This window comes from Rhodobacteraceae bacterium Araon29 (assembly GCA_039640505.1).
Lineage (GTDB): Bacteria > Pseudomonadota > Alphaproteobacteria > Rhodobacterales > Rhodobacteraceae > CABZJG01.
The window spans coordinates 1,882,298-1,895,977 of sequence record CP046865.1 but is presented as its reverse complement, the minus strand read 5'-3'; the positions used below and the strand labels follow the sequence as shown (position 1 = coordinate 1,895,977).

Annotated in this window: 11 protein-coding genes; 8 read left to right on the top strand and 3 right to left on the bottom strand. The window is 47.0% G+C overall.

Features of this window, described 5'->3' with window-relative positions:
* Window positions 1–23: 23 nt before the first annotated feature.
* Both GN278_09170 and purL read right to left on the bottom strand, forming a co-directional pair.
* The gene (locus GN278_09170) at window positions 24–263 is read right to left on the bottom strand and encodes a BolA/IbaG family iron-sulfur metabolism protein (protein XAT60887.1); all 240 of its coding nucleotides are present in this window, start codon (window positions 261–263) and stop codon (window positions 24–26) included.
* Between the two features lie 91 nt (window positions 264–354).
* On the bottom strand, window positions 355–2,514 hold the full coding sequence (gene purL, locus GN278_09165; protein XAT60886.1) for a phosphoribosylformylglycinamidine synthase subunit PurL: 2,160 nt from the start codon (window positions 2,512–2,514) through the stop codon (window positions 355–357).
* A 201-nt stretch (window positions 2,515–2,715) separates the two neighbouring features.
* On the opposite strand from purL, the gene GN278_09160 reads away from it, so the two are divergent.
* From GN278_09160 to GN278_09150, 3 genes are read left to right on the top strand one after another with little or no spacing between them, the layout of a single operon-like run.
* Complete coding sequence (locus GN278_09160; GenBank protein XAT60885.1) at window positions 2,716–3,735, top strand: pyridoxal-phosphate dependent enzyme; 1,020 nt, start codon at window positions 2,716–2,718, stop codon at window positions 3,733–3,735.
* Window positions 3,732–4,883 (top strand): M24 family metallopeptidase, encoded by a 1,152-nt coding sequence (locus tag GN278_09155; GenBank protein ID XAT60884.1) that lies wholly within the window; start codon window positions 3,732–3,734, stop codon window positions 4,881–4,883. The genes GN278_09160 and GN278_09155 overlap by 4 nt, the downstream gene beginning before the upstream one ends.
* Window positions 4,884–4,885: 2 nt before the next feature.
* On the top strand, window positions 4,886–5,632 hold the full coding sequence (locus GN278_09150) for an Asp/Glu racemase (protein ID XAT60883.1): 747 nt from the start codon (window positions 4,886–4,888) through the stop codon (window positions 5,630–5,632).
* A gap of 217 nt (window positions 5,633–5,849) precedes the next feature.
* Here GN278_09150 and GN278_09145 read toward each other — a convergent pair whose 3' ends face one another.
* Window positions 5,850–6,758 (bottom strand): LysR family transcriptional regulator, encoded by a 909-nt coding sequence (locus tag GN278_09145; GenBank protein XAT60882.1) that lies wholly within the window; start codon window positions 6,756–6,758, stop codon window positions 5,850–5,852.
* A gap of 155 nt (window positions 6,759–6,913) precedes the next feature.
* On the opposite strand from GN278_09145, the gene GN278_09140 reads away from it, so the two are divergent.
* The 5 genes from GN278_09140 to ccmE all read left to right on the top strand — a co-directional run bounded on the left by GN278_09140 (window position 6,914) and on the right by ccmE (window position 13,617).
* Window positions 6,914–10,321, top strand: a complete 3,408-nt coding sequence (locus GN278_09140; protein XAT60881.1) for an indolepyruvate ferredoxin oxidoreductase family protein — start codon at window positions 6,914–6,916, stop codon at window positions 10,319–10,321.
* Between the two features lie 68 nt (window positions 10,322–10,389).
* A complete protein-coding gene (locus tag GN278_09135) occupies window positions 10,390–11,280 on the top strand; it encodes an acyltransferase (GenBank protein ID XAT62614.1) in 891 nt (296 codons plus the stop codon).
* 3 nt (window positions 11,281–11,283) lie between these two features.
* Complete coding sequence (gene murI / locus GN278_09130; protein XAT60880.1) at window positions 11,284–12,096, top strand: glutamate racemase; 813 nt, start codon at window positions 11,284–11,286, stop codon at window positions 12,094–12,096.
* A 33-nt stretch (window positions 12,097–12,129) separates the two neighbouring features.
* Window positions 12,130–13,158: an N-acetyl-gamma-glutamyl-phosphate reductase gene (locus GN278_09125; GenBank protein ID XAT60879.1), complete on the top strand. Its 1,029-nt coding sequence runs from the start codon at window positions 12,130–12,132 to the stop codon at window positions 13,156–13,158.
* Between the two features lie 15 nt (window positions 13,159–13,173).
* Window positions 13,174–13,617 (top strand): cytochrome c maturation protein CcmE, encoded by a 444-nt coding sequence (gene ccmE, locus GN278_09120; protein XAT60878.1) that lies wholly within the window; start codon window positions 13,174–13,176, stop codon window positions 13,615–13,617.
* Window positions 13,618–13,680: the final 63 nt, after the last annotated feature.

Below are 13,680 nucleotides of genomic sequence, written 5' to 3'. Positions count from 1 at the left end.
TGATATTTCTGCGATTTTTATTGCTACGGCACTTTTGTGGTCAGCGCTAAAGCATGAAGCTCGCCGTTTGCACCATCCATTTTTCCTTTAAGGGCAGCATAAACGGCTCTTTGTTGCTGGACACGGTTTTTTCCACGAAAACTTTCATCTATGACTTCAGCAGCATAATGATTGCCGTCACCAGCCAAATCGGTGATGGTTACTTGAGCCTTAGGAAATTCTGCCCGGATCAACTCTTCGATCTCTTGAGCTTGTATTGCCATGGTAATCTTCCTTGTGTCACTCAATCTAGATGTAGGTCGGTATGTACGCTACCGCAAGAGGGGTTTCAAACCAATGCTCTATCATTTAAAATCAAGAAAATTGCTCAGCAAAGGCATTTCGGTAAATGCCGCAAAGCTCGGCAAGCTCTGACGAGAGCGTCCCAAATTTAATGGCGCTGCCCCCAAATTTACCAACAAACTGTAAAGTGACTTGCGCTTCGCTCGCCGCACTCATAAGCGCTTCGGCTTGATCAAAATCGCAAACCACCAGATATCGTGCTTGGTCTTCGCCAAATAATGCTGCGATATCGGAAGTATCCAACTTAACCCCAACGTCAGCAGCGGCAGCCATTTCAAAAGCAGCAAGTGCTAGTCCACCGTCAGATATATCAGTGCACGCCTCAATAAGCGCCCGGTTTGACCGGATAAACTCACCATTTTTCTTTTCAGCTTCTAAATCCACTAAAGGCGCATCACCATCGGTGCGCCCGCAGGCGGAATGCAATAAAGCAGATTGCCCCAAATGCCCGTCACTTTCCCCCAAAAGAAGTAAAACATGACCTTCACGGGCTTTGCCAATAATAGGCTCGTCGTTTTCTGCGATAAGTCCGACGGCCCCTATAGTTGGCGTTGGTAGGATCGCGGCACCATCTGTTTCATTGTAAAGGCTGACATTTCCAGAAACGATCGGCATATCCAAAGCCGAAACCGCCTCTCCAATACCTTTTAGCGCGGTTACAAATTGGCCCATTATTTCCGGCTTTTCGGGATTTCCGAAATTTAAGTTGTCCGTACTCGCAAGCGGAGTTGCACCAACCGCGCTTAGATTTCTATAGGCCTCTGCAACCGCCTGTTTGCCGCCCTCATAGGGATTTGCCTGCACGTAACGCGGTGTTACATCACTGGTGAACGCCAATGATTTTTTTGTACCATGCACCCGAACGATGCCAGCGCCATATCCAGGGCAATTTATCGTATCTGCCATGACTTGGCTGTCATATTGTTCATAAACCCATTTCTTACTCGCATAATTCGGGTCAGCCAAAAGCGCCTTTAAACCCTCTATAGGGTCAATATCCGGGAGCCCTTGTAATGGGGGTGCAGGCAATGGCTCTTGCCACTCACGATCATATTCAGGGGCATTGCCGGATAAAGCTTTTAGCGGAAGGTCGGCCTTTAAAGCTCCATCAAGATAAATTAGAAAGCGATCTTCTGCGATAGTTTTTCCAACGATTGCAAAATCCAAATCCCACTTTTCAAAAACGCGCCTTGCCTCGGTTTCTTTATCTGGGCTTAGAACCATGAGCATGCGTTCCTGCGACTCAGAAAGCATCATTTCATAAGCTGTCATATTGGGTTCGCGAACAGGAACTTTTTCCAGATCAAGGTGAATGCCAAGATTACCTTTGTCGCCCATTTCTACGGCAGAGCAGGTTAGACCCGCTGCGCCCATATCTTGTATTGAAATCACTGCGCCGGTTTGCATCAACTCAAGACAGGCTTCCATAAGCCGTTTTTCAGTAAATGGATCACCAACTTGCACAGTTGGTCTCTTTTCTTCGATACTATCATCAAATTCAGCCGACGCCATGGTTGCACCGCCAACGCCGTCTCGTCCAGTTTTGGCGCCCAAGTAAACCACCGGCATTCCAACCCCGGAAGCCGCCGAATAAAAAATCCTATCCGCATCTGCGAGGCCAGCGGCAAAGGCGTTGACCAGACAATTGCCATTATAGGCGGGATCAAATCTAACCTCACCACCAACAGTTGGCACGCCAAAGCAATTTCCATAACCACCCACGCCTTCAACCACCCCATGCACCAATTGTTTGGTTTTTGGATGATCTGGGGCGCCAAAGCTTAATGAGTTCATCGCAGCTATTGGGCGCGCTCCCATGGTGAACACATCGCGCAAGATGCCGCCAACCCCTGTGGCAGCGCCCTGATAGGGTTCGATATATGAAGGATGATTGTGGCTTTCCATTTTAAAGACCACAGCTTGCCCATCACCAATATCAACCACGCCTGCATTTTCACCTGGTCCACAAATCACTTGTGGCCCGCTAGTGGGTAAAGTTCGAAGCCATTTTTTAGAAGATTTGTAGGAACAATGCTCATTCCACATTGCCGAAAAAATACCGAGCTCGGTGAAGGTTGGTGTCCGTCCAATGATTTCTAGAATTTTTGCGTATTCATCAGGTTTAAGCCCATGTGCCGCAATCAAGTCTTCTGAAATCTCTGGTTCGGTCATGCTCAAGCCCCTAGCATCTATTTGCGGCTGTCTTAAGCCAAGGGCTGGACAAGAGCAAGTTGCGCTAATGGGAAATTTCAGAAGAAAATATTTATTGCTAAAGCTTCCGTAAACGGAGCAATTGAACCTAAAGTGTCGTCAATAAGCTTGCAATTAGACGTTTCTCTGTCACCACTTGAGAAAGCGAAATCTAGAGGGCCCATGAAAATACACAAACATTCCAGACATTTGTCCGACGAACCCAAAGGGTTAACCGACGTCCCATTCCCCAGTGTAAACGTGTCTGAACCGCGTAATCTACTTACGCGGTGCCCTGACGCCGGCACTACACCACTACACTGTCTCGAAGGGTTCGGCAGTGCGGGACACGTTTTTGTCAAAGACGAGCGCACGCGCATGGGGTTGGGCAGCTTTAAGGCTTTGGGTGCGGCCTATGTTATTGCGCATGCAGCTCAGAATGCTGATGTGTCTAATGTGACCTATGTAACTGCCAGTGCCGGCAATCATGGATTATCCGTTGCCGCAGGTGCGCAAGTGTTTGGTGCCAAAGCGGTGATCTACTTGTCTAACACGGTTCCCGAAAGTTTTGCCAAAAAGCTTCGCGCCCATAAAGCCGAGGTGGTGCGCGCAGGGGACAATTACGAGGCCAGCATGGAGGCGGCGCAAAAGGCAGCGTCAGAACAAGGTTGGATATTGCTGTCTGATAGTTCTTGGGATGGCTATCTAGATATACCACACCGTTTGATGGAAGGCTATTTGGTCATGGCAGCCGAAGCTGTGGCGCAAGTACCGCACACTCCGACTCATATATTTTTGCAAGCCGGGGTAGGAGGGCTTGCTGCTGCGGCAGCGGCATATTTCCGCCATGCTTGGGGCAATGAACCGGAAATTATAGTTGTCGAACCAGAAATCGCACCAGCAATCTTCCAAAGTATTCTTGCCGGTAAAGCCATAAACACACCGGGACCTGTTTCAAATATGGGGCGCTTGGACTGTAAAGAGCCCTCTTTAATTGCTTTGAAAGGCCTCGCCCGAGATGCCGATATGTTCGCCTTGATTTCTGATCAAGCTGCCGAAGAAGCGATGCCACTTTTGTCAATTAAAGGACTAGAGACAACACCCTCTGGAGGCGCAGGATTGGTAGCGCTCTTAAATGGTTTTCCCGAGATCAATCAAAATTCACGAGTGCTGTGTATTGTAAGTGAGGAAAGCGATTCATAATGCGTGGATTTCACCCTGCTGAATTCAAAACTAGAGCGCAAAATGCACAGATTGAAATGGTGTATGAAGGCATTGACGCCCTGCTGTTAACCACCGAACCCGAGGTCCGCTACTTCACTGGCTTTTTAACCCGTTTTTGGGAAAGCCCCACGCGGCCATGGTTTTTGATACTGCCGCAATCTGGTGACCCTATTGCGGTTATTCCCTCTATTGGCGCCGATTTAATGGCCAAAACTTGGGTCAGAGATATTCGCACGTGGACAGCACCTAATCCTATTGATGATGGCATAAGTTTGCTAGCGGAAACACTGTCAGAGGTTTTACCCAAATCTGCAAAACTTGGGATTCCCTCTGGTCACGAAAGTCATCTTCGTATGCCTTTGCAAGATTTTGGGCATCTAAAAAAGCGACTGCCAAACTTTGTTTTTGCTGGCGACGCTGGCATTATCCGAAAGCTCAGGTTGATTAAATCAGAAGCTGAAATTTTGAAAATCTCCCGTGCTTGTGATATTGCTAACGCGGCGTTTTCACGTGTTTCAGAAGTGGCAAGCCAAGGCGCGTCTTTAGAATCTGTGTTTCGCGGGTTTCAAAAATTATGTTTGGAAGAAGGCGCCGACTGGGTTCCGTATTTGGCTGGAGGAGCCGGACCTCTTGGCTATAGTGACGTAATTTCGCCTGCAAATGATCACCCTTTATGCGAGGGGGATATTTTAATGCTAGATACGGGGTTAATGTCTGATGGCTATTTTTGCGACTTTGATCGAAACTTTTCCATCGGCAAACCAGATAGTCGGATATCGGTAGGATACACCCGTCTCATTGAAGCAACTGAAGCCGGTAAAATAGCTGCAAAGGTGGGCAATACTGCTGCAGATGTTTTTCTTGCGATGGACAATGTCTTGACGGGTGGAAAAGGCGGAGGTGACGTTGGCCGTTTAGGACATGGTTTGGGTATGCAGCTTACGGAATGGCCATCATTTATCCCCAATGACCACACGGTGTTAAAAGAGGGAATGGTCATAACTTTAGAACCCTCTGTCGCTATCCCAAATGGCGGTATGCTTGTGCATGAAGATAACTTTGTTATTCGCAAAGCTGGTGTTGAACAAATTTCGCCGCAGGCCCCAGATAGCATTATGGAAATTTAGCCATGCAAAATATTTTTAAATACAGCTTGGATAAACCTGTTGGAAGCCGTGCAAATATCGGTCTTGTAACGCTGCAATCAGATGAAACCATTGAAAGCGATATGCGGCGATATTTTCCGGAAAATGATGTTGCTCTTTACGTTTCTCGGGTTGCAAGCGCCCCTGAAGTGAGCGCCGATACACTCGCCATGATGGAGGCCGAACTGCCCAAAGCGGCCCGACTTTTACCGCCGCCTGTGGACTTTGGCGTTGTGGGGTACGGATGCACATCTGGCACTTCTGTCATAGGAGCAGAAAAAGTAACCGAATTGATTTCGTCTGGGTGCAATACCTTAGCGGTCACTGATCCACTAACAGCCTTAATCGTGGCATGCAAAAAGTTGAAAATTTCTCAGTTAGGGTTTTTGTCACCCTATATTGCTGAGGTATCGCTCACACTACGCAATTCACTTAAAAAGAATGGCGTAAACTCTTTGGTATTTGGCTCGTTCGATGAAGCCGTTGAAACACGTGTAGCAAGGATTTCAGGCGGGTCGATCATCGATGCCTGCAGGACATTATGTAATCAAGGGCCCGTAGAAGGAATATTTCTATCTTGTACAAATCTGCAAACAATTGATGTAATTGAGGAAATTGAAGAATTATGCCGGGTGCCAGTTTTATCATCAAACCAAGTGTTGGCGTGGCACATGAGAACTTTGTCCAGTCTTCAACCGAGCTTAACGGGCGTCGGGCGCCTTATGAAATAGCCGGTTCATAGAGCAGGTATTTTTCATCGTTCTATAGAGTAGTTTAGAAAAAAAGGGCCGAGCAAAGCTCGGCCTTAGTCCAACAGGGAGGTACAAGAACGGAAAACTTCGCGTCCTTGTATATTCAACGATGTAAGGTTGGCTTAACCCACATTCAAGAGGAAATTAACCTTCACTAAGCAAATCCGCTATGCGCTGAGCGCATAGCTTATTCTATTTATGGTGCACTTTCTAAATTGCGAAGCTTTTTTCTATGCTCAATAATTTCTGATTGAACAAAATCGCGAAAGACCTCGATCCTTTTTGAATGGCGAAGCTCTTCAGGATAAGCCAGATAAACGGGAACTTCGACACTTTCGACATCGGGCAAAACCCGTTTTACTGTATCAAATTCCTCTGTGATATAATCCGGCAATACCCCTATGCCTAAATCATGTAGCACCGATTGTAGAACGCCAAAGTAGTTATTCACAGTCAAGGTCGTTGGGATATCATAGGTCAACAAGCGTTGGACCAAGCTTAACCCTGCTGCCACCTGCGGTGAATGGGTGTTTTGACAAATCAACCGATGATCTCTCATATCCTCTAATGTTTTGGGCTCACCATGGCGCTCTAGATAACTCGGAGATGCATATAAACGCATTCGAACGCTCATAAGACGTTTCCGGATTAGATCGGCTTGGCTGGGCTCTTTCATTCTGATGGCCACGTCAGCTTCACGCATTGGCAAATCCAATACCCGCTCCATCAACATTAGATCGATTTTTAGATCTGGATAAGATTCATAGAGTTTTGGCAACCTTGGAGCCAGCCATAGCGACCCAAATCCAGTTGTTGTGGTGACCCTGAGCTCTCCAAATACCTCTTCTTCGCTGTCCCGAATACGCGCAGCGGCAGTATCCAAGCGTTTATTCATAGCGCTCGTGGCATCAAACAGTAATTCCCCCTGTTCGGTCAAAATAAGGCCACGAGCATGACGATGAAAAAGCGTGGTATTTAGACTTTCCTCCAAGGCGCGAACTTGGCGGCTAACAGCACTTTGTGACAAACGCAAAGTATCGCCTGCATGTGTTAAACTGCCCGCGTCAGCGACGGCATGAAATATCCGTAATTTATCCCAATCCATATATTTGAATCCTATGGTTGAAGTGAATCATGATTCTTTCCTTGGTCACAAGTTATGCCAAATGACAGGACGTAAATCAAAAAAAGCTAGCTATGTCAGGTTTTGTGACCTATCTTCTTACTATCAAGAAAAGTGTACGTAGTAGGAGTTTATTTGTGAGCATCCAAATCGTCTCATTGGCAGATAAATTTGATCTATCGAAACAGTTTGTCCTGTTAAACGGAACCCAAGCCCTCGTTCGGCTTATGTTGGCACAAAAAGCGCGCGATTTTAAAGCAGGATGGAACACAGCTGGTTATGTGACAGGCTATCGTGGCTCTCCGCTTGGGGCAGTGGACTTTCAAATGCAGCGTGCAAATGCTGTGTTATCTAACGCAGACATCAATTTTCAAGAAGGATTGAATGAAGACCTCGCTGCCACCGCGATCTGGGGGTCGCAGCAAGCCGAACTCCGCGGAGAGGGTCGTTTTGATGGAGTTTTTGGGCTTTGGTACGGAAAAGGCCCGGGGGTAGATCGCAGCGGCGACGTGATGCGTCATGCAAATATGGCCGGCAGCAGCGCAAAAGGCGGCGTTGTGATGGCGATGGGGGATGATCACACCGGGGAAAGTTCCACAACGCTGCACCAGTCTGATTGGGCGATGGTGGACGCACATATCCCAGTTGTGAGCCCAGCAGGGGTTCAAGAAATTCTTGACTATGGGCACTATGCTTATGAGTTATCAAGGTTTTCTGGCTTATGGGCTGGTTTGAAAACCATGAAGGACACGATTGAAGTAACCTCGGTCGTTGATGCCGATCCCCATCGGAAGGTATTTAAATATCCCGAAGTTCAAATGCCTGAGGGTGGATTGAACATCCGTTTGGTTGACACCCCGACAGAGCAAGAAAAACGGCTATTGCAGTATAAGGTGAAGGCCGCTGAAGCTTTTGCCCGAGCTAATAAAATTGATAAGCGAGTTCAGGGTCATGCTGGTGCGAAAATAGGGTTCGTGGCGGCAGGCAAAAACTGGCTTGATTTGGTGCATGCACTGTCACTGTTAAATGTCGACGATGCGGAAGCAGAACGATTGGGCATAACCACCTACAAAGTAGCCCAAACTTGGCCACTGGATAAACTTTCGATGCAAGAATGGGCAGAAGGGCTAGACTTAATCGTTGTTGTTGAGGAAAAGCGCAAACTGATTGAAGTTCAGATTAAGGAAGCTTTGTTTGATGATTTAAGAGGGCGGCGCGTTTATGGCGGCGCAAAGGGTCTGTCAGGAGAACAGCTGTTTCCGATTGAGGGTGCTCTCGATCCAATCTGGATTGCCGAAAAATTAGGCTCAATATTAATTGAGGAAGGATGTAATAGCACTCTTGTTGACGGCGGGATGGCCCAATTGTCTGAAGCTCGCCGCTCGGATAACGCCTCTGATATAGCAGCACGCCTCCCATATTTCTGCGCAGGGTGCCCGCATAACAGCTCTACAAAAGTCCCTGAAGGGTCTCGTGCCTATGCTGGGATTGGGTGCCATTTTATGGCGCAATGGATGGAACGTGAAACGCTTGGCTTTACCCAGATGGGCGGAGAAGGCGCAAACTGGATCGGTGAGGCGCCCTTTTCCACACGGAACCATGTTTTTCAGAACTTAGGAGACGGAACTTACAATCACTCTGGCATTCAAGCGATCCGCGCAGCCCTCGCTGCCAATACGAATATTACCTATAAAATCCTGTTTAATGATGCTGTGGCCATGACCGGCGGTCAGGGCAATGATGGGGGCTTGAGCGCGCCAAGAATAGCTCGTGAACTCATGGCAATGGGCGTGAGTGAAATCGCCCTTGTTTATGATGAAAAAGAAGATTTAGACTTCAACGCTTTTCCAAAAACGATTTCTCGGCATGAACGCGCAGAAATGCTTGACGTTCAGAAAAGGCTTTCGAAAGTGATGGGCGTTTCCGCGATTGTATATGTTCAGACCTGCGCTGCTGAAAAGCGTCGCCGGCGGAAAAAAAATGAGTTCCCTGATCCTGATCAACGCATTTTTATAAATACAGACATCTGTGAAGGTTGCGGCGATTGCGGTATTCAATCAAACTGCGTTGCCATTTCTCCGGTTGAAACAGAACTCGGCCGCAAGCGCGCAATTGATCAATCCGCCTGTAATAAAGATTTTAGCTGTGTAAACGGGTTTTGCCCGTCTTTTGTTTCTCTTGAGGGCGCGCAGCCAAAAAAACGAAAAGCAAAATCAATTTCCTTACCGGATATGCCTGTACCCACCATTGCGCCCATCGATGGAACGCATAATGTGGTGATCACAGGTGTTGGAGGCACTGGTGTGGTCACTATTGGTGCTATTCTGGCACAAGCTGCCCATCTAGATGGTAAGGGGGCAGGCATGATGGAAATGGCTGGCTTGGCGCAAAAGGGTGGGGCAGTCCACATCCACTGCCGCTTGGCCGAGCATCCCGGTTCTATTAGCGCTATTCGTGTTGCATTGGGTGAATGTGATGCCTTGATCGGCGGTGATTTGGTCGTCACGGCAGGCTCGAAAACTGTTGGCTTGACGGCGCAGGGGCGCACCGGCGCAGTGGTAAACTGTCAAGAAATTGTTACAGGTGACTTTACACGGAACGCTGAGTTTAAAATACCGCATGATCAGCTAACACTGGCGCTAGAGGCGCGGCTTCGTGATGATCTTTTGATGATTGACTCATCTGCTTTGGCCAGAGAGTTGTTGGGAGATTCAGTTTTTTCAAATATGATCCTTTTCGGCGCAACCTGGCAACGTGGATTGTTGCCGATCACACATGCCGCCATTACACAAGCCATCACCTTAAACGGTGCAGCTGTTGAGACCAACAAAAGAGCATTTGAAATTGGCAGATGGATCGCGCTTTATCCCGAACAGGCAGAAGAAATTATCCAACCAAAAGTGATCAATTTACCAAAGAGTTTAGAAGAAAAGATAAAGTTTCGAGCAGACCATCTGCGTCAGTATCAAAGTAAACGGTTGGCGAGAAGATATATCAAAATGCTCAGTAAAATTGAGGACTCTGAGCTAAAAGAAGCAGTAGCATTGGGCTATCACAAATTGCTTGCCTACAAAGATGAATATGAGGTGGCGAGACTGCATAAAATGACCTCTGCGCAGGTGAAAAATCAGTTTGAAACTGTCAAAAAAATATACTTTCATTTGGCCCCACCACTGCTTTCAAAGACAGGGCCTGACGGACGCCCACAAAAACGTAAATTTGGCCCCGGAATGTTGCGAGGCTTTAAAATTCTGGCCTCAATGAAACTATTGCGGGGAACACCCTTTGATATTTTCGGGTATTCAGAAGAAAGAAAGATCGAGCGCGGCTTAATTCGCCAGTATGAGCAAGACTTAAAGCGTATCCTAACGCGTTACACTGCTGTGACAAAACCCGCTATTATTGAATTGGCAATGCTTCCGCTATCAATCAAGGGCTTTGGTCCGGTAAAATTGGAAAATTACAAAAAAGCATCCGCGAAACGAAAATCTCTTTTAGCCTCAATTGACGAAACCACTTTAGGTTTAACTCAAGCGGCCGAATAGGTAAAATGTTCGCTGGCACTGCGTTGAAAAATACCGTAACACCCGCAAAAAAAATTAAGGCCGAAGGGATGATGCAGGAACGCCAAATCGCGCGCGAAATCAGTTATGCCTCCTCTGCACAAACGCGGGGTGGACGCGCTTTGATAAAGCTTATGGAAAATGCGACGGGCCGCGTCAAACTCATGCGGCGCGCCAGGGGATATGAGAAAGACATAGCTCAAGGTCAGAGTTTTTGGAATGTAATGGTTCAACGTTATGGATTGTCTTTGGACATCATCAACGGGTCCCTCGATAGTATTCCAAGAAACGGCCCACTTATTCTGGTTGCCAATCATCCATATGGAATTCTTGATGGATTAATGATGGGACATATCTTGTCTCTGGTTCGCGGGGATTTTCGAATTCTAGCAAATCAAGTTTTTAATAAGGCAGACGAATTAAGCCGGATCGTTTTACCCATTTCATTTGATGAAACCAAAGACGCCGTAAAGCTAAACCTAGCCACGCGAAAATACGCTTTAGATTATCTTGCCAATGATGGCGCCATCGGAATTTTTCCGGGCGGCACTGTTTCCACAGGTTTGAACCCATTTTCACGGCCAATGGACCCAAGCTGGCGATCTTTTACAGCCCGCATGATCGCCAAATCACCTGCTCAGGTTGTGCCGATTTTTTTTGATGGACATACAAGCCGGATGTTTCAAATTGCGAGTCATCTTCACAATACATTGCGCATGGGTTTATTAATTAATGAATTTCGCAGCCGGGTTGGATCACCCGTACGTGTTTCAATTGGTGACCCGATTTCACGCGAAGAGATCACACATAATAGTAATGATGCTAAATCAATGATGGATTTCTTGCGAAGAAAAACCTATGAGTTGTCGCCAACTCCTCTTGAAACGTTTGAATATGGCTTTGAATTTGAAAATGATCACAAAGTCAAAAGAAGGGCCTAAAGCATGGCTGTTGGCATATTTGATTCAGGACTAGGCGGCTTAACGGTGTTGGATGCGGTTCAGCATAGAATGCCTGATTTACCTCTGGCTTATATGGGTGATAACGCGCATGCGCCTTATGGTGTTCGCGATGCGGATGACGTTTATCAATTGACGCAAAATGCCGTAGAGCGTTTGTGGCAAGACGGATGTGATCTAGTGATCCTTGCGTGCAATACCGCGTCTGCAGCTGCCCTTCGGCGAATGCAAGAAAACTGGATACCATCAGACAAACGTGTTCTTGGCGTTTTTGTACCTCTTATTGAAGCCCTAACCGAACGGCAATGGGGTGATAACTCTCCGCCCAGAGAGGTCGCAGTCAAAAATGTGGCTCTGTTTGCAACACCTGCCACAGTTTCAAGCCGCGCATTTCAAAGGGAATTGGCGTTTCGGGCAATCGGCGTTGATGTCGAAGCGCAATCGTGCGGAGGCGTTGTGGATGCCATTGAAGAGGGGGATTACATTCTAGCTGAGGCACTTGTCCGCAGCCATGTGTCGGCCCTTTTGCGAAAAATGCCAAAACCACAGGCTGCTATCTTGGGCTGTACACATTATCCGCTCATGCAGGATATATTTCAGGATGCCCTTGGCCCACGTGTTAAAGTTTTTTCGCAAGCAAGCCTTGTGGCTGAAAGCCTAGCTGATTATCTTGACCGCCATCCGAATATGAAGGGAAGCGGACAAGTGTCAAAGTTCATAACCACAGGCGATGCAGATCAAGTTTCCGTTCAAGCTACTAAGTTTTTGCGACGAAAAATCGCCTTTGATACCGTGTAAATTCCGCCAAGAAACAAAAAATCAGGAAATGAAATGACCTATCAGATCGCAATAATTGGTGCCTCTGGCTACACAGGCGCTGAGTTGATACGGCTCGTTGCGGAACACCCCTCAATGACGATCAAGCACTTGATTGCCAATAGCAAGGCAGGGCAATCAATTGAGCAGGTTTTTCCACATTTAAGACATCTTGAATTGCCCGATTTGGTCACTGTCCCAGAGGTTGACTTTTCCTCTGTGGATTTGGCTTTTTGCGCTTTACCCCACAAAACCTCTCAGGAAGTTATATCTGTACTCCCTAAAAGTCTAAAAATAGTTGATTTAAGCGCAGATTTCCGTCTGAGGGACGTAAACGACTATGAAAAATGGTATGGCAATCCACATAGTGCACCGCGTGAGCAAGCTGAGGCAGTCTATGGCCTAACTGAATTTTACCGCGAGGATATTCGTGTTGGACGGCTGGTTGCTGGGACTGGATGTAATGCCGCCACTGGACAATATATCCTGCGGCCGCTCATTGCGGCAGGCGTGATTGATTTGGACCAGATTATATTAGACTTGAAATGTGCCGTTTCAGGTGCAGGGCGTGCTTTAAAAGAGAATTTACTGCATGCTGAGCTATCAGAAGGCTATAACGCTTATGCGGTTGGCGGAACCCATCGGCACTTGGGCGAATTTGATCAAGAGTTTAGTGCGATTGCAGGACGGTCGGTTAAAATCCAATTTACGCCGCATTTAATTCCGGTCAATCGGGGTGTTTTGGCAACTGGCTATGTTATGGGCGAGCCCGACGTAGTTTATAAAACTCTTGCCGATGCCTATGCGCAAGAACCGTTTATTCACGTACTGCCTTTTGGGCAAACGCCCAGCACACACCATGTGCGAGGATCCAACCTTTGTCATATAGGGATCGCAGGAGATAGAATACCCGGACGCACAATTGTGATCGGGGCGCTTGATAACCTGACCAAGGGCAGCAGTGGTCAAGCCCTTCAAAATGCTAATCTGATGCTTGGTTTGCCAGAAACCACAGGTTTGACCATGGCTCCGTTATTCCCTTAACATGTGGAGATCTGAGTGAAGAACCTTAAAAAGCAACGCAGAATTCAAGTTATAATTCTAATGTTTATTGCGCTTGGATTATCCGTTGCCCTCATCGGGTACGGACTGCGCGATGGTATAAACTATTTCAGATCACCAAGTCAGGTTTTGCAAGACCCACCAGACCCCTCAGAAATCTTTAGAATAGGTGGTTTGGTTGAAACAGGCTCGATTGTGCGGGGTAGCGGCCAAGTTATTAAATTTATTGTAACAGATACAAATGCACGGGTTCAGGTGGAATTTAATGGTATTCTGCCGGATTTATTTGCCGAAAATCAAGGCATGATAGGAACCGGAAATTACATTAACAATACTTTTCAAGCCTATGAAATACTAGCAAAACATGATGAAAAATATATGCCAAAAGAGGTTGTAGATATGTTAAAAGAACAAGGCGTGTTTCAACCAGCCACTGATTAGGTGAGACTTTAAGAACGTCACCGCGACAATCGGCCTTTGTTTTGATGTGGTCACTGATATGAA

Excerpts from the sequence above, each read along its gene's own strand:
- GN278_09145 (XAT60882.1), bottom strand. The coding sequence starts at position 6,758 with ATGGATTGGGATAAATTACGGATATTTCATGCCGTCGCTGACGCGGGC.
- GN278_09150 (XAT60883.1), top strand. The coding sequence starts at position 4,886 with ATGCAAAATATTTTTAAATACAGCTTGGATAAACCTGTTGGAAGCCGT.
- GN278_09135 (XAT62614.1), top strand. The coding sequence starts at position 10,390 with ATGATGCAGGAACGCCAAATCGCGCGCGAAATCAGTTATGCCTCCTCT.
- GN278_09125 (XAT60879.1), top strand. The coding sequence starts at position 12,130 with ATGACCTATCAGATCGCAATAATTGGTGCCTCTGGCTACACAGGCGCT.
- murI (XAT60880.1), top strand. The coding sequence starts at position 11,284 with ATGGCTGTTGGCATATTTGATTCAGGACTAGGCGGCTTAACGGTGTTG.
- GN278_09160 (XAT60885.1), top strand. The coding sequence starts at position 2,716 with ATGAAAATACACAAACATTCCAGACATTTGTCCGACGAACCCAAAGGG.
- GN278_09170 (XAT60887.1), bottom strand. The coding sequence starts at position 263 with ATGGCAATACAAGCTCAAGAGATCGAAGAGTTGATCCGGGCAGAATTT.
- purL (XAT60886.1), bottom strand. The coding sequence starts at position 2,514 with ATGACCGAACCAGAGATTTCAGAAGACTTGATTGCGGCACATGGGCTT.